Origin of the sequence: Amycolatopsis sp. WAC 01376 (assembly GCF_003947415.1) — a bacterium.
Lineage (GTDB): Bacteria > Actinomycetota > Actinomycetes > Mycobacteriales > Pseudonocardiaceae > Amycolatopsis.
Map to the genome: position 1 here is coordinate 1,625,209 of NZ_QHKL01000001.1, position 16,303 is coordinate 1,641,511.

Annotated in this window: 15 protein-coding genes; 7 read left to right on the top strand and 8 right to left on the bottom strand. The window is 68.2% G+C overall.

Features of this window, described 5'->3' with window-relative positions; genetic code table 11:
• Nucleotides 1-18: 18 nt before the first annotated feature.
• Together DMH03_RS07810 and DMH03_RS07815 are read right to left on the bottom strand one after the other, a co-directional pair.
• Complete coding sequence (locus DMH03_RS07810; RefSeq protein ID WP_125786131.1) at nucleotides 19-1,245, bottom strand: DUF445 domain-containing protein; 1,227 nt, start codon at nucleotides 1,243-1,245, stop codon at nucleotides 19-21.
• 48 nt (nucleotides 1,246-1,293) lie between these two features.
• A complete protein-coding gene (locus tag DMH03_RS07815; RefSeq protein ID WP_125791238.1) occupies nucleotides 1,294-2,523 on the bottom strand; it encodes a DUF445 family protein in 1,230 nt (409 codons plus the stop codon).
• A gap of 123 nt (nucleotides 2,524-2,646) precedes the next feature.
• On the opposite strand from DMH03_RS07815, the gene DMH03_RS07820 reads away from it, so the two are divergent.
• Nucleotides 2,647-3,633: a hypothetical protein gene (locus DMH03_RS07820; RefSeq protein ID WP_125791239.1), complete on the top strand. Its 987-nt coding sequence runs from the start codon at nucleotides 2,647-2,649 to the stop codon at nucleotides 3,631-3,633.
• 4 nt (nucleotides 3,634-3,637) lie between these two features.
• On the opposite strand, the gene DMH03_RS07825 is transcribed toward DMH03_RS07820, so the two are convergent.
• The 4 genes from DMH03_RS07825 to DMH03_RS07840 form a co-directional block, all read right to left on the bottom strand.
• Nucleotides 3,638-5,077 (bottom strand): FGGY-family carbohydrate kinase, encoded by a 1,440-nt coding sequence (locus DMH03_RS07825; protein ID WP_125791240.1) that lies wholly within the window; start codon nucleotides 5,075-5,077, stop codon nucleotides 3,638-3,640.
• Nucleotides 5,074-6,408, bottom strand: a complete 1,335-nt coding sequence (locus DMH03_RS07830; RefSeq protein WP_125791241.1) for an MFS transporter — start codon at nucleotides 6,406-6,408, stop codon at nucleotides 5,074-5,076. The genes DMH03_RS07825 and DMH03_RS07830 overlap by 4 nt, the downstream gene beginning before the upstream one ends.
• A gap of 714 nt (nucleotides 6,409-7,122) precedes the next feature.
• A complete protein-coding gene (locus DMH03_RS07835) occupies nucleotides 7,123-7,917 on the bottom strand; it encodes a DeoR/GlpR family DNA-binding transcription regulator (protein ID WP_125791242.1) in 795 nt (264 codons plus the stop codon).
• Entirely contained in the window at nucleotides 7,914-8,540 is a 627-nt protein-coding gene (locus DMH03_RS07840; RefSeq protein ID WP_125791243.1) for a histidine phosphatase family protein, read from the bottom strand. The genes DMH03_RS07835 and DMH03_RS07840 overlap by 4 nt, the downstream gene beginning before the upstream one ends.
• 77 nt (nucleotides 8,541-8,617) lie before the next feature.
• Here DMH03_RS07840 and DMH03_RS07845 point away from each other — a divergent pair, with 77 nt between their 5' ends.
• From DMH03_RS07845 to DMH03_RS07870, 6 genes are all read left to right on the top strand, one after another.
• Entirely contained in the window at nucleotides 8,618-9,304 is a 687-nt protein-coding gene (locus DMH03_RS07845) for an HAD family phosphatase (protein ID WP_125791244.1), read from the top strand.
• Entirely contained in the window at nucleotides 9,301-10,986 is a 1,686-nt protein-coding gene (locus tag DMH03_RS07850; protein ID WP_125791245.1) for a dihydroxyacetone kinase family protein, read from the top strand. The genes DMH03_RS07845 and DMH03_RS07850 overlap by 4 nt, the downstream gene beginning before the upstream one ends.
• On the top strand, nucleotides 10,987-11,442 hold the full coding sequence (locus tag DMH03_RS07855; RefSeq protein WP_125791246.1) for a ribose-5-phosphate isomerase: 456 nt from the start codon (nucleotides 10,987-10,989) through the stop codon (nucleotides 11,440-11,442).
• A gap of 79 nt (nucleotides 11,443-11,521) precedes the next feature.
• Nucleotides 11,522-12,556, top strand: a complete 1,035-nt coding sequence (locus DMH03_RS07860) for a 2-hydroxyacid dehydrogenase (protein ID WP_125791597.1) — start codon at nucleotides 11,522-11,524, stop codon at nucleotides 12,554-12,556.
• On the top strand, nucleotides 12,553-14,001 hold the full coding sequence (locus DMH03_RS07865) for an FGGY-family carbohydrate kinase (RefSeq protein ID WP_125791247.1): 1,449 nt from the start codon (nucleotides 12,553-12,555) through the stop codon (nucleotides 13,999-14,001). Before DMH03_RS07860 ends, DMH03_RS07865 begins: the two co-directional genes overlap by 4 nt.
• Nucleotides 14,002-14,003: 2 nt before the next feature.
• Nucleotides 14,004-14,654 carry a class II aldolase/adducin family protein gene (locus DMH03_RS07870; RefSeq protein ID WP_125791598.1) on the top strand — a complete coding sequence of 217 codons (651 nt, stop codon included), beginning with the start codon at nucleotides 14,004-14,006 and terminating at the stop codon, nucleotides 14,652-14,654.
• A 225-nt stretch (nucleotides 14,655-14,879) separates the two neighbouring features.
• Here DMH03_RS07870 and DMH03_RS07875 read toward each other — a convergent pair whose 3' ends face one another.
• Nucleotides 14,880-15,572: an HD family phosphohydrolase gene (locus tag DMH03_RS07875; RefSeq protein WP_125791248.1), complete on the bottom strand. Its 693-nt coding sequence runs from the start codon at nucleotides 15,570-15,572 to the stop codon at nucleotides 14,880-14,882.
• A 66-nt stretch (nucleotides 15,573-15,638) separates the two neighbouring features.
• A complete protein-coding gene (locus DMH03_RS07880) occupies nucleotides 15,639-16,277 on the bottom strand; it encodes a hypothetical protein (RefSeq protein ID WP_125791249.1) in 639 nt (212 codons plus the stop codon).
• Nucleotides 16,278-16,303: the final 26 nt, after the last annotated feature.

Here is a 16,303-nt window from a genome sequence, read left to right on the forward strand (position 1 = left end):
AACGGTATCGGGTGGCCGTCAGTGGAGCAGCAGAAGCACCTGAAGTTCACCGACGAGTCCACCGATCACCGCGCCGACGGCGATCAGTTTCCACTCGTCCTGCCGGAACGCCGGGCGCAGCAACTGCTCGAATTCGAGCGGGTTCAGCCGCCGCATTCTGTCCACAATGGTGTTCCGGACGTCGAGCGCGTTGACCGCGTAGCTCTCGGCGTGCCGGATCGTCTCCGGGATCCGTGCCGCCGCCTTCGCCGCCGCCGTCTGCTTCATCTCCTGGAACCGCCTGCTCCCGACGGCCATCGCGACGAAAGGCTTCACGACACTCGCCTGCGCGTCGATGGTCCGCTGCACCTCGCGGGTGATCATCGTGAACAGCTTGTCCGACTTCGGCCCGCTCAACACGGCTTCGAGCAGGTTCGGGATGGTGATGATCTCGCGCGCGATCATGTCGCCGTAGTCGGCGGCGACCTGGTCCTTGCGTTTCTGGAACACGCCTTGCCAGGTGTAGAAGCCGAAGAACCGTTTCGGCTCGCGCGGCAGGAAGATCATCTTCAGGGCGATCCAGTCGGTGAACCAGCCGATGCCGATACCGAACAGCGGCAGCACGATCGGCGACTTCGTCAGCGCCCACACGAGCAGCTGCACACAGCCGAGGGAGAACCCGAACACGATCCCCGACCGGGCGATGAACCGCATCTCCGGCCGCGAGATGTCGCGGATCAGCCGGTTGAGCAAGGCCTTGTCGCGCACGAGGTTCGTCACGACCATGTGTTTGAGGTCGAGCACGTCCTCGATGTTCTCGGCGATCTCGCCCATGATCTTCGTGATCGCGCGCGGCGCCTCGGCCTGCACGCGTTTGAGCAGCAGGTGCTGGGCGGTGTTCGGCAGCACTTCCCACAGTCTGGGCTGGTACTGCTCCATCACCTCGCGGGTGACGTCCTCGACGACGCGGAGCAGCGGCTGTTCGATCTCCTTCGCCACCTGGGCCGGGTCGAGCCTGGCGAAGATCTCCTTCGGATCGACGAGGTTGCTCGTCAGCATCTCGGTGGCGGTGGCCGCCATCCGCTCGGCGTTCGCCGGCAGCACTCCCTGCCAGCCGAGGAACGGCTTGATCCCGACGAACTCCACCGGTTTGAACATCATCTCGATGGCGACGCGTTTGGTGACGTAACCGATCAGCGCCGCGATGAACGGCATGGTGACGTACACCGGCCAGTGCTCGCCGAGGTCGGCGATGACGGCGTCCACTTGAAGCCCCTCCCGCGTCTCGCTTGAGGGGAACCTAGCCGCCGGTCCTCAATGGAGGAGTAGCAGGACCTGAAGTTCACCCACGAGCCCGCCGATCACCGCGCCGACCGCGATGAGCTTCCATTCGTCCTGCTGGAAGGCGGGGCGGAGGATCCCTTCGAACTCGAGCGGGGTCAGCTGCTGCATCTTCGTGACGATGGTGTTGCGGACGTCGAGCGCGTCAGTGGCGTAGCTCTCCACGTGTTTCACCGTTTCGGGGAGATACGCGATCGCCTTCTCGGCCGCCGCCTTCTTCATCTCCTGGTACTGCACGCCGCCGACGGTCAGTGCCACCAACGGTTTCGCGATGCTCGCCTGCGCGTCGATGGTCCGTTGCACCTCGCGGGTGATCATCGAGAACAGCTTGTCCGACTTGGGTCCGGTGAGCACGGCCTCCATCACGTTCCGCACGGTGAGGACCTCGTCCGCGATCAGCGCGCCGTAGTCCTTGGCGACCGCCTGGCGGCGTTTCTGGAACATGCCCTGCCAGCTGAAGAACAGGAACCGGCGCGGCTCACGCGGGTAGAAGATCATCTTCAGGGCCAGCCAGTCCGTGACGAAGCCGGTGACGAAACCGAAGATCGGCATGATCAACGGCTGTTTCGTCAGCGCCCACGCGACGAACTGGATCAGGCCGATGGCGAAGCCGAACCAAATGCCGGACCGGGCGATGAAGCGGAGCTCCGGGGTCGCGACCTCCTTGATCAGGCGGCAGGTCAGCGATTTGTCGCGGACCATCGCGTTGATCAGCATCTCGTTGACGTCGAGGACCTCGTCGATGTTCGTCGACACCTCGCGCATCAGCCGCGCGACGACCTTCGGCGCCTGCGCCCGCACCTGATCGACCAGCATGCGCTGCGCCCGGGCCGGCAGCAGTTCCCACAGTCTGGGCTGGTACTGCTCCATCACCTCGCGGGTGACGTCCTCGACGGCCTTGAGGAGCGGCTCTTCCAGTTCCTTGACGACCTCGTCGGGATCGAGCCGGGAGAAGATCTCCTGCGGATCGACGAGGTTCTTGGTCAGCAGGTCGACGGCGGTGGTCGCCATCCGGCGCGAGTTGGCCGGGATGACCCCCTGCCAGCCGAGGAAGGGTTTGATCCCGACGAACTCCAGCGGCCGGAACATCATCTCGATGGCGACGCGTTTCGTGATGTAGCCGATGAGCGCGGCGATGAAGGGCATCGTGGCGTAGACGTGCCAGTGCTCACGGATGTCTTCGAGGATCGCCGAGATGTCCAACCGGGCCTCCCCTGCTTACGACCTGTCAACAATGCAGGATGCCATGTGATCGCCCCGTCGCACTCCGAGTGCAGCCGTTTGGCGGTACTGCCTGACGGGCCCCTGCTCATTAAGGTGGCCGCCATGGTCGCTCCTGAGAAGACGGCGCCTCAGGCGCCCTCAGCGAAATCGCCCCAATTCGCGGGCTCCGTGCGTGGCTACGACAAGCGACAGGTCGACGAGCGGCTCGCCGAACTGTCGACCGAACTCAAGCAGCTCTCGCGCAACCGCGACGAGGCCGTCGTGACCGCCGCCGAACTCACCAAGGCGCTCGGCCACGCCCAGAAGGAACTGGACGAGACCAAGGCCGCGCTCGTGCGGATGAGCGCGAGCCCGTCCGGCGCCGGCGCGATGGCCGAACGCGTCCGCATGATGATGCAGCTCGCCGAGGAGGAGATCGCCGACCTCAAGGCCGCCGCGGTGGCCGACGCCAAGTCGACACGCGCCGAAGCGGACAAGTACGCCCATGAGACGCAGCGCGCGAGCGACAAGGCGGCCAAGGACGCGCAGGCGGAACGCGAGAAGCTGCTCGCGGACGCCAAGGCCGAGATCGAACGGCTGAACTCCGAGGCGGCGCAGAAGCGCAAGGAGCTGGACCTGGAGAGCGTCCGCACCCGCGCCGCGGCCGACAAGAAGGCTGAGGAGGCTTCGGCGGCTCGTCGCGCGGAGGCGGAGAAGGCGTCCGCGGACAAGATCGCGGAAGCCGACCGGGTGTCGGCGGAAAAGCGTGCCGAAGCCGAGCGGATCTCCGCCGAGAAGATCGCCAAGGCGGAGAAGTCTTCGGCGGAGGACATCGCCGCGAAGCAGGAGCAGGTCGCGGAGGCGCTCACCGACGCGAAGACCCAGCAGGCCGACGCTCAGCAGGCTCGGAAGCTCTCGCTGGAACTTCGGTCGAAGGTCGCCGAGCGGCTGTCCGCCACGGACGTCGCCGTCCAGGAGGCCATCCGGCTGCTGTCTCCCGCCCCCGAGCCCACTGCCGCACCCGAGGCAGCGAAGCCGGAAGCCGTCAAATCCGCGGCGTCCACGCCGAAGCCGGCTCCCAACAAGACCAATGGACCACGTCCTTCCTGATCTCTCAACGCCGGACGACGGCGAACAGTTCGTCGTCGATCCAGCCCCTGGTGTGCAGTTCGGTGCAGAACCTCAGGTAGGACTCGGCGAGCGCGGCACTCTCGCGCTCGTCGGGTTCGACCAGTGTTCCCCTGCCGAGCCCTTCGGACGCCTCGGTGAGCCCGCCCGGCAGGATTCCCGCCGCGGCGAGCAGGGCGGCGCCGTAACCCGTTTCGGCCTGTGGTGACACCCGCAGGCCGAGCCCGGTGACGGTCGCCCTGATCCGCGTCCACAAAGGACTCTTGCTGCCGCCGCCCGCCGCCAGCAGCGGTCCGGAGATCGTGACGCCGAGACGGCGCAGATGGTCCAGCGCCAGCCGCTCGAGGAAGGCGACTCCCTCCAGCCTGGCCCGGTGCAGCTCCACCTCGCCGACCTCGCCGGTTACGAAGCCCTCGGCGTCCGCGCTGGCGAACGGGAAGCGCTCGCCCTTGCGTCGCAACGGATACGCGACCACCTTCGCCGGGCCCGCCGCGGCCGCCGCCGCGTCGAGTTCGGGTAGGCGGCCCTGCCCGGCGACGGCCTCGCCGCCGGTGTTCGACGCGCCGCCGGGCAGCCACCAGCCGTCCGGATGGCGGTGGCTGTACATCGCCCCCGTCGGATCCGGCACCAGGTTTTCGGTGACTCCCTTGAGCACATACGTCGTGCCGAGGATCCCGACGAAACTCCCGGGCGTGACCGCCCCGGCCGCGAGCTGGCCAGCGCAGCCGTCCGTCATCCCGGCTACGACCGGGCAGCCTGCCGGGAGCCCGGCGACCGGACGGGCCACCTTGCCCAGCACGGTGGCCGGCGCGACCACCGAGGGGAGCAAGCTCTCCGGTACCCGCAAGGCGTCGAAGACCTCGTCCGGCCATTCCAGGGCGAGCGGGTCGTAACCGCTCTTCAAGGCATGCGACCAGTCGCTCGCCACCGGCACGCCGGTGAGTTCTTCGGCGATCAGATCGGGCGTGTGCCGGATCCCGGCGACGCCGGGGACGTGCTCGGCCAGCCAGGCGATGCGGCCGAGCGCGGCCGTGGCGGACACGCCGAAGCCGAGCCGCCGCCAGCGATCCGCGCCGAGTTCGGTGGCCTCGCGGTTGAGCTCGGCACCGCGCCTGTCGTCGTACATCAGCGCGGGCGTGACCGGCTCGCCCGAGGCGTCGACCCCGACGATCGTCCCCGACGTCGCGGCGACGGCCACCGCGGCGACCTCGCCGCCCCTGCCCGGCAGCTCGCCGGTGACCTTCGCCAGCACCGTCTCCACCGCGGGCCACCAGGACCGGGCGTCCTGCTCGCTGCGCCCGCGACCGTCGCGGACGGGCGCGGGCAGCGGCGCGGCGGCCGAAGCGAGAACGGTGCCGCCGCGCACCGCGAGGGCACGGACCCCCGCGGTGGCGACGTCGATGCCGATCGTGACGGGTTGGTTCACGTGGTGACGACCTTCTCTCCGACTTCCTGCAGACTCTGGTCCTCTTCGATCGCCTTCGCCGTCTCCTCGGGCAATTTCAGGTAGCGCACCATGACCGCCGCGACCAGGTACAGCGCGGCGAAGACGATCACCACTCCGGCCGCGCCCAGCGGGCCGAGGAACAAGCTGACGATCGCCGGCCCGACGAACGCCGCCGCGCCCGCGCCCAGGTTCAGCAGGGCCATCGCGCCGCCCTTGTTCTCCGGGGCGAGGGAGGGGAGCAGCGCCGAGATCGGCACGAACCCGGCGAGCGTGGCGCCGTACAGCGCGCCGACGAGCAACGCGAGCCAGTAGTACTCCGCACCCATGGCGACCGGGACGAAGTAGAGCAACAGGATCGAGATCGCACAGCCGATCGCGCCGAACCAGAAGATCGTGGTGCGCCAGCCGATCCGGTCGCTCAGCACGCCGAAGATCAGGTTGAAGAAGATGTTCGTGCCGTAGATGACCGAGACCAGCAGCAGCCAGCGGCTCTCCCCGAACCCGATGCCCTCGATGAAGATCGTCGGGAAGAACACCAGCATCCCGAACTCGGGGGCGGTGTTGATGACCCGGACGAGCATCCCGACCCCGACCCTGGGCTTCTTCCAGGCGATCGACACGCTGGAAACCAGGCTCTGCACCGGTTTCACGTCCGGAGGCGCGAGCCGCGTGTACCCCGTCCGCTGCCGGACGCCGAAGATCGCCAGCAATCCACCGAGCGCGAGCAGCACCACCGACACCCAAAGCGTGCCGTACTGGCCGAGAACCGGGTTCGTGAAGCTCGCGACCAGCGCACCCAGCGTCGGCAACCCGCCGGTGAAGGCGAAGTAGAACCAGCCGACGGCCGCGCCGAGCCTGGCGACCGGCGCCACCGCGGTGATCCAGACCAGGAAACCGAACGCGAACATCGGATAGCCGAAACCGCGAAGGCCGTAGAACACCAGCATCAACGGGTAGTTCTCACCGGAGACCGCGACCGCGAGGAACAGCACGTCGAACACCAGCCAGATGGCCAGGCCGATCATCATCACGCGACGCGGACCCCACAGGTCCGACAGCGCGCCCGACAGCCACGACGCCAGCATCACGGCGACGCCGTACACCGTGATCACGTACGAGGCCTTGATCTCGGTGCCCGCGCCGTTGTCCGCCATGAACGGCGCGATGAAGCCCGATTCGACCCCGTCGCCGATCATGAACAGCAGCAGGCCGGCATAGCCGAGGAAGAGCGGAGCCGGTAGGCCCCAGCGGTTCAGTACGCGGGCGAACCCGCTCCCGGATCGCGATAACGGCGATGTTACCTGGTTCATGCACGCCTCCATGACGTCGTGTTAAGCGTATCATGGATCGTGTTAACTTAACTTTCAAGATGTTACATCGGTGGATTTTCGTGTTAGCCTCGCGCGCCCGGGTGGGGTCGTGGGGTGTCTTGGAGCGGCCTGTCCCGCATGGCCGGGCATTGACCGTCCGGAATCCACCCTGCTCGGCGGGGGTGCGAGCTTGATCAACGGAGGATCGGGGACGTTGAGTGTCCCCGATCCTCCGTTGATCAGGCACCGAGGTCGTGGACGTTGACCGTCCGGAATCCTCCCCGCTCGAACGTGCCACCGCGAGTGTCATCAAGCTCCGAGACCGGCCTGATCAGGCGTAAGTAAGCGAACACCGGTCCGCTCAATCCGAATCGCCACTCACGAGACCTTCATTCCGGGCCGCCCGTTTCGCGTGACCGGTCGGACGACACACGTGTCCCGCTGGACGACACGCGTGACGGGATGGACGACAGCGGGCGGCCGGGTCATGCGGCGAGTCGTCCCTCTGGACACGCGTGTCGTCCATCCCGTCACACGAGTTGCCCCGCTGGTCACGCGTGACCGTCACCGGCGCCTAAAACACCGGTGACCCGACACACTCACTGCCACCCCGGTGAGCCTTCCGACCTGCAATGAAGGGGCCTTTCATTGCAAAATTTGCTATGAAAGGCCCCTTCATTGCGGTCCCGGTCCCGACCCAGGCCCGAAGAGCCCTCAGAGCTCCGCGATGTCCACTTCCACCTGGCTCCGCATCTCCTCGGCCAGGTGTTCCTCCACTCCGTCGTCGACGATCAGCACGTCGAAGTCGCTCAACGGCGCCAGCCGGTGCAGTGCCGCGCGTTCGGTCTTGCTGTGGTCCATCAGCAGCACCTTCGTCCGCGCGCTGGCCAGCATCGCGCGCTTCAGCATCACGATCTCCGGCTCCTGGTGGAAGGTCATCCGCGTGTTCATCGCCGAGGTCGAAACGAAGGTCGCGTCGACGTTGATCCGCTCGATCGCTTCGAGGCTCTGCATGCCGAGGAACGAGTCGTGGGTCGCCGAGTAGTCGCCGCCGATGCAGATGAGCCGCAGGTCGGGCACGCCTTTGAGGAGTTCGATGGCGCCGAGGTAGTTCGTCGCGACGGTCAGCGGCGTGACGCGGTGCAGCATCTTCGCCAGCGCGAGCGCGCTCGTGGAGTCGTCGAGCAGGATCGACATCCCCGGTTCGACGCGGGCGAGCGCGTGCGCGGCGATCGCCAGCTTCTCCTCGGAGTGCACGTTCATCCGGTAGTCGGCGTTGCTTTCGAAGACGGTCGACGGCATGGCCGACACGCCTCCCCGATACTTCCGCAGCAGGCCGCGCCGGACCAGTTCGTCGACGTCCCGGTGCACGGTCATGGTGCTGACGCCGGTCAGTTCCGCCAGGTCGGCGATGGTGGCGGAGCCGGATTCGAAGACGTGTTCGGTGATCTGCCGCTGACGCGTGTTACGAGAGTGTGCGCTGCCACCGGCCGTCTTCTCATCGCTCATGGTGTCCAGTATCGCGTGCGCGCCGGCTGATTGAGACGCAGCAGGCCGGTGTGCGTGCCGTCGATGGCGATCTCGGTGACGGCCGCGTTGTCGAGTCGCGGGAACACCGTGCGGTAGGTCTCGAGCGGGATGCCGAGCAGTTCGCACAACGTCAGTCTGATCAGCGTGTTGTGCGCGACGACCAGCACCGTCTCGCCCGGGACCTCGGCGGCGATGCCGCGCAGTGCCCGCGCTCCGCGGGCGGCCGCTTCCCCTGGCGGCTCCGAGCCGGGGAAGGCGCCGGTCACCGGATCGGCGAGAAACCGCGCGACCACATCGGGATCCGAGGCGGCGAGCTCGTCCCGGGTGCGTCCTTCCATCAGTCCGAAGTGGACTTCGCGCAGTTCGTCGACCACGCGCAAGGGGAGGCCCAACGCCTCGGCCGACGGCTCCGCCGTGCGACGCGCCCGGCTCTGCGGCGAGCAGAACACCGCGGACGGTTCGACCGCCGCGGCGAACCCGGCGAGTTCGCCCGCTTGCCTGACTCCCTCCTCGGTCAGCGCGACGTCGCTGCTGCCCGCGTACCGGTTCTCGGCGTGCCATTCGGTCTGGCCATGCCGTGCCAATAACAACCGTGCGACCACGGGATCCCTCCTCAGGGCTTGTCCAGATCACATCTTCGATGTTAACTTAACAGCATCGATGTGAAAGGAGACGCCGGATGGCACTCGCCGCGGTGGTGTTCGACCTGGACGGTGTCCTCGTCGACAGTGAACACCTTTGGGAGGAGAACTGGGTGGCGTACGCCGCCCGGCACCGGACCGAATGGACCGCTGAGGACACCGCGTCCGTGCAGGGGATGAGCGCGCCCGAATGGGCCGCGTACCTCGCGAAGCGGTCCGGCACGACGGAAAGCGCGGTCGAGGTCGAGCGTGCCGTGGTGGACGGCATGATCGCCGCGATCGAAGCGGGAGAGGCGCCTCTGCTTCCGGGAGCGGGCGAGATGGTCCGCGAGGTGAGCGCGAAGGTGCCGGTCGCGCTGGCGTCGTCGGCCGCCCGCCGGGTGATCGACGCGGTTCTCGACAAGCACGGTCTCACCGGCGAGTTCGCCGCGACCGTCTCCAGCGCCGAGGTCGCCAGGGGCAAGCCGAGTCCCGATGTCTATCTCGAAGCCGCCGCCAGGCTCGGCCGGTCCGGCGAGGAATGCCTCGGCGTCGAAGATTCCAGCAACGGTATCCGCGCCGCCGCCGCGGCCGGGCTCACCGTGATCGCGCTGCCGAATCCGGTGTACCCGCCGAAGCCGGACGCGCTCGAGCTGGCCGCCGAGGTGGCGGAGAACAACGACGACGTACGCCGCAAGCTGCTCGCGTACCTGTCCGGTGAACTCGCGGAAGCGAGCGGACGATGACGGTCCTTGGTGCCGCGGAGACGTTCAAACGCGATTGGCTCGACGGGTTCGTCACCGCCTACGGGCGTTCGGTGCGCAAGGTCCCCGGCGCCTATGGCGTACTGCGCCGGGAGGAATCCGAACCGAAGGTGGCGGTGGTGATCGGCGGCGGCTGCGGGCACTATCCCGCGTTCGCCGGGCTGGTCGGTCCCGGTCTCGCCGACGGTGCCGTGGTGGGCGACGTGTTCACCAGCCCGAGTGCCGAGCAGGTCTATCGCACGGCGAGGGCCGCGGAGAGCGGTGCCGGCGTCCTCTTCGGCTACGGCAACTACCAAGGCGACGTGCTGCACTTCGGGCTCGCCGCGCGCAGGCTGGCGGCCGAGGGCGTCGAGAGCCGCACGATCCTGGTCACCGACGACATCGCCAGTGGTCCCGCGGACGCGCCGGAACGGCGTCGCGGTGTGGCGGGCGACTTCCTGGTCTTCAAGATCGCCGGTGCCGCCGCCGAACGCGGTGACGATCTCGCCGCCGTGCACGCGGTGGCGGAGAAGGCGAACGCCGGCACTCGGACGTTCGGGGTGGCGTTCGGCGGGTGCACCCTGCCCGGCGCGTCCGCCCCGCTGTTCACCGTCGGCGAGAACGAGATGGAACTGGGGCTCGGCATCCACGGCGAGCCCGGCGTACGCACGGTCGGCAGGCTGAGCGCACGGGAACTGGCCGACGAACTGGTCGACGGTCTCCTCCCGGAACTGCCGGAGGGCGACGGTCGCGTGGTCGTCCTGCTGAACGGGCTGGGCCGCACCAAATACGAGGAGATGTTCGCGACCTACACCCGGATCCACGAACGGCTCGCCGCGGCGGGGCTCAGCCCGCTGCACACCGAGGTCGGCGAATTCGTCACGTCGCTCGACATGGCGGGGGTCTCGCTGTCGATCCTGGTGCTCGACGACGAACTCGCCGAGCTCTACGCGGCCCCCTGCGACACCCCGGGTTACCGGAGCAGCGGCGCCGCGCTGGCACAGGTTCCGCTGGAGTCCACAGTGGACCCGCTGCTGGCGGAGGTCGAACCGGGCGAGGGCATCGTGGACCGCGCGTTGACGGCGGCCCTCCACGACATCGAGGCCAACGAAGCCGAACTCGGCAGGTTGGACGCGGTCGCGGCGGACGGCGATCATGGGCTGGGCATGACCAGAGGCATGCGGGCCGCGGTGGCCGCCGCGCGGCGCGACGGAGATTCGCCGTCCACCGCCCTCCTGGCCGCCGGCACGGCGTTCGCGGACGCGGCGGGTGGTGCTTCCGGGGCGTTGTACGGGGTCCTGCTGGCCGAGACCGGCGCGGGTTTGCGAGGCCGGTCCGGAGATGAGGTCACCTCGGCGGTCCTCGCCGACGCCGTGGACGGAGCCGTGAGGGCCTTCGTCGAGCTGGGCAAGGCCGAGCCCGGTGAAAAGACCATGCTCGACGCCATCGAGCCGTTCCGGCTGGCGTTGCGCGAACAGGCCGAGGCCGGCTCCGACGTGCCGCAGGCCTGGCAGAAGGCGGCCCAGGTCGCGGTGAGCGCGGCCGAGGCCACGGCGGACCTGCTGCCCGCCAAGGGACGGGCGGCGCGGTTGGCGCAGCGGAGCAAAGGGCACCCCGATCCCGGGGCCACCTCGTTCGCGCTGCTCGTCACCGCGGTCGGCCAGGCGCTGGGAAAGGAAGACTGAATGCGGATCGTGGTGGCGGCGGACAACGCCGGGGTGGCGCTCAAGGATCAGCTGCGTGACCTGCTCCTCGCCGACGAGAGGGTGGACGAGGTCACCGACCTCGGCGTGGCCGACGGATCGGACGACAAGGCATACCCGTTGCTCGGCCTCGCGGCGGCGGAGACGATCGCGCGAGGCGAGGCGGATCGCGGCGTACTGGTCTGCGGGACAGGGATCGGCATGGCCATCTCGGCGAACAAGGTCCCGGGTGTCCGGGCCACGGTCGCGCACGACTCGTACTCCGCCGAGCGTTCGGTCAAGTCGAACGACTGCCAGGTGATCACCTTCGGCGCGCGGGCGATCGGCCCCGAGCTGGCGAAGAAGATCGTCGCCGAATGGGTCGGCTACCGCTTCGACCCGGCCTCGGCCAGCGCGAGCAAGGTCGCGCACATCACCGAATACGAGAAAGCCCACTGAACCGGCGTCGATTGCGTTCGCGGATTCACCGACAGACACTGAGAAGCGCCCGATGCGGGCACGGAGAGAGGACGCAGAGTTGCGGATACTCGCTGCGGGAGACCATTTCGTCGGCACCGGCCTGCTGGCCGAGGCCGTCCGTGCCGAGATCGGCGACGGGCACGAGTTCTCGGAACTGACCCTGCCGTGGCCGGTGGAGCCGTTCGGCCCGGTCGCGAACGTGCACGAGGCCAGCGGCACCGAGGAGCAGGTGATCGAGGCCTTGGCGGGAGCCGAGGTCGCGGTGACCCAGATGGCACCGTTCACCAAGCAGGTGTTCGCCGCCGCGCCCGGCCTCAAGCTCGTGTCGGTGTGCCGGGGCGGCCCGGTCAACGTGGACCTCGCCGCGGCCACCGAGGCAGGGGTCGCGGTGACGTACGCGCCCGGCCGCAACGCCGGTGCCGCCGCCGAATTCGCGGTGGGGATGATCCTGGCCGCGATGCGCCGGATCTCGACGTCCTCGGCCGAATTGCTGGGCGGCACCTGGCGTGGCGACTATTACGCCTACGACCAGACCGGTCTCGAACTCGACGGGACCACCGTCGGGCTGGTCGGCTACGGTGCGATCGGCGGGCGGGTGGCCAAGGTCCTCGTCGCGTTCGGCGCGAAGGTGCTGGTGGCGGATCCGTTCGCCGACCCCGCCAAGATCAGTGCCGACGGCGCGGAGCTCGTCGAACTGGACGATCTGCTGCGCCGCAGTTTCGTGGTGAGCCTGCACGCCCGGCTCACCGAGGAGACCCGGCATCTGATCGACGCCGCCAAACTCGCCCTGCTGCCGGAAGGCGCCGTACTGGTCAACACCGCGCGCGGTGGCCTCCTGGACTACTCCCCGCTGCCGGAAGCCCTGCGCTCGGGACGGCTCGGCGCGCTCGCGCTGGACGTGTACGACGTCGAGCCACCGCCCGCGGACTGGGCACTGCGGGACGCGCCGAACGTGATCGCGACCCCGCATCTCGCCGGGGCCAGCAGGCAGACGGCGGAGCGGGCGGCGAACATCGTCGCCGCCGAAGTCGGCCGGTACGTGCGCGGTGAGACGCTCGCGAATCTGGCGAACCCCGAGGTCCTGCGGCCATGATCATCGGCGTCGACATCGGCACGTCACTGACGAAGGCGGTCGTCTTCGACAAGGCCGGGATGTCCGTGGCGAGCGCCTGCACCACCTCCGAGGTGCACCACTTGGCGGGCGGGCTGGTCGAACAAGACCTCGACCAGGTGCTCGGCACCGTGGCGACGGTGGTGCGCGAGGTCGCCGCCGGGCTCGACGGCCCGGTCACCGCAGTGGCCCTCACCGGTCAGGGCGACGGGTTGTGGCTGCGCGACGAATCCGGCGAGGCCGTGCGACCGGCGATCTCGTGGCTCGACGGACGGGCGAACTCGCTGCTCGCCAAATGGCAGGCCGACGGAGTGACCAGGGAAGTGTTCCGCCGTACCGCGTCGGGAATGTTCCCCGGCTGCGCCGCGGCGATCATGTCCTTTTTGGACACTCATGAACCGGAGTCGCTGGACAGGGCGGCGGTGGCGGGTTACTGCGTCGACGCGGTGCTCCAGCGGCTGACCGGCGAGATCACCGTCGACGCGTCCGATGCGTCGCTGCCTTTCCTGAACCCGGCCACCCGGCAGTACGACGAAGACGCCATCGCGGCCGTCGGGCTCTCTCACCGCCGAAGCCTGTTCGTGGAGCCGGCGGCGCCGAAGACCGTCTTCCGCTTGGACGAGCGCGGGGCCGGGCTGCTCGGTCTTCCCGTCGGACTGCCGGTCACCGCGGGGCCGTTCGACCTGCCCGCGAGCGCCATCGGCGCCGGAGTGCGACGTGCGGGTGACGGCATCCTCACCGCCGGCACCACACTCGCCTGCCAGGTCTTGACGAATTCGCCGGAGTTCGATCCGGAGGGCGAGCCCGCGGGCATGTTCCTCTGCACGCCGGAGGAAGGCGAGTTCCTGCGGGCGATGCCGGCGATGGTCGGCACCGCGGGAATCGACTGGGTGTGCCGCCTGTTCGGAATCGCGGTCGAGGAGATCGGGTCGCTGCTCGACTCGAGCAGTCCCGGCGCGGGCGGCGTTCGTGCCCTGCCGTTCCTTTCCGCGTCCGGTGAGCGGGCGCCGTTCGTCGACGCTTCGGCCAGGGCGCAGTTCTCCGGACTGAGCCTGGAGAGCGAGCGCGGCGACATCGTCCGCGCGCTGTGCGAGTCGATCGCTTACGCGGCAAGGCATTGCTTCGAGGCGGCCGGACTCACCGGTACGTTGTACGCCTGCGGCGGCGGGGTCCGCTCGCTCGAGTGGACACGGGTTTTCGCCGACGTTCTCGGACGGTCCATCGTGATCCCCGGCGATCCCGGGGTCGGGGCTCGCGGCGCGGTGATCGTCGCCGCGGACGCCCTCGGCGAACCGGTCGACAGGGAGCTCTGGGCGGAGAGCGCACGCGTCGTCGAGGTCCGCCCCGAGAACGTAGGATTCTACGAGCAGGGCTACGCCGACTACCAGGCCTCACTGGCCGCGGCCCGCGGACTTTGGAGGTTGTGACGGTGATCCTGGCCGAAGAACGCGCGGCGGTCTGCGAATTCGCCCGCCGGATGACCGCCGACGGACTCGTGGTCGGCACCTCCGGGAACGTCTCCGCGAGGCAGGGCGAGCTGATCGCGGTGACCCCGACGGGCGTCGACTACGCCGGGCTGCGACCGGAAGACGTGCCGGTGGTCGGCCTGGACGGTGAGGTAGTCGACGGCTCGCTCAAACCGACCAGCGAACTCCCGATGCACCTCACCGTGTACCGGCAGGCGACGGATCCGGACGGCAAACCGGTGTCGGCCGTGGTGCACACGCATTCCGTGCACGCCACGGCCGTCTCCACCCTCGTCACCGAGGTGCCGCCGATCCACTACATGCTCGCCGCGATCGGCCCGACGGCCCGCGTCGCGCCCTACGCGACGTACGGCACCGAGGAGCTCGCCAAGGCCATGCTGGAGGCCCTGGACGGCCGCCGAGGCTGTCTGCTGGCGAACCACGGCACCACCACCTTCGGCGACAGCCTCGGCTCCGCGTACAGCCGGGCGCAGCAGCTCGAGTGGGTCTGCCAAGTCTGGCTGACGGCACGGTCGGCGGGAACGCCGAATCTGCTCCCGCCCGCCGAGATCGAGCACGTCGTGGAGAAACTCCGTGGCTACGGCCAGCGCTGACGGCGGGTCGTGAGTGGTAAGTGTCGTTCTAACGACACTTACCACTCACGACCCGGCTCCCATGGCCGGTCCGGAACCTCGCCATGAAGGCCTCCTGGCTACCTTGAAGTCAGCGACGTGCTCACGGCCTCAGCCGACAGCATCTTCACCGCACGAAACAAGAAACAAGATCCTTCGGCACCACGCCGAACCGCCACCCGAACTTCCGACTCAGCCCACACGACGCTAGGAAGCGGCGGGCTCGGCTTCGAAATCCGTGGCATCGACGGCGTGCACCGCGTCGAGAAGCTCGACGACCGTCGGATCGTCGACGGCTTCCTTGATGCACTGCCACAACTGGAGATTCGCCAACGCCCATCGGGAGTAGTTCTCCGCGGCCTTGGGGTTGTAGAAGTAGTAGCCGCTGTCGTGGACGTCGCGTTGTTCGCCGACGATCTTGTGCGCCAGCTCGCGGAGGCTCAACCCGTTCTCCCGCAGATAGCGGTGGGCGAGAACGACAGGCGTCACCGGCAGCGCCTTGAACAGCGTATCGGCGTCGCTCAACGCCTGGGCTTCGAGCGAGATGTGCCGTCCTCTGGTCGCCATCTCGGCTTCGTCGACGATCTCGTCGACCCAACGGGCCATGCTCTCCTCGACACCGCATTCCCGCAGGATGTCCATCCGGAGGTCTCGTCCGGCGGCCGCGGGGGAGTTGCGGAGCACGATGTAGTTCACATCGTGCACCAGCGCCGCCACTTCGACGACGGTGCGGTCCGCCCCGTTGTGGTCGGCGAACCCCGCGGCCTTGGCTCGGACGAAACTCACGTGATGCCAGCCGTGGAACTGCAGTTTGTCGGCATAACGCCAGCACAGTCGCCGGACGCGATGCTCGACGGCGTCGATGGTCTGGGAAGGAATCGTGCTCTTTCGCGCGCGCATACACCTCTCCGATCCCGTTTACAGACGGGTGGAGTAAGCGTATGCGCCTTCGACGGCGGTGTGTAGTTAGATGCGGTCGGCGAGGTCCCCCAATCGGACCTCAACCGGAACGTGACGATGCCCTATTCCGGTCTTCGGGTCATAGGAAAGACTGAACTCGCTTACCGGGCGTGATTTCACGAGAAACGTCATAGTCCCTTCGGTGGCCTCGGGAATCCGATGGAACTCGTCCGCGTACATGACGCCTACCGACCCTGTCTGACACAGCGTGCTACGTCGTAACCGAACCGATGTGATCAATCCGGAAAGCTGGTCGCGCAGGGTCGAATACCGCTCGTGGACGTAGTTGCCACGGAGAAGCGTGGTGCAGAAGTGGTATCTGTGGTTGTGCACGGAATCGGCGTACCCCTCACGCCAGTCCTCCGGCGCCTTGTACTCGTGCAGCCAGACCGAAAAAGGGTCGGCCGGGCAATCGAGCAGGCACCAGGCGAAATGGGTGGTGGTCTCCCGCGACCGCGCGAGGATCGCGCTCGCCTCGTCCGGACTCAGCGAATCCAAGTGCCGCCGGAGATCGTCGCGCAGCTCTGGTCTCGATGTCCAGCCGCGGAAGATCTCGTCGACGACCTGCCAGTGCTGCGCCAGCGGCAGATCCGTGGTTCGGAGCAGCGCGGAGAGCTGGGTGAGGGGGGACAAGCGAGTGAGCAACTTCAGCTCCTCAAATCTAGTGCTCT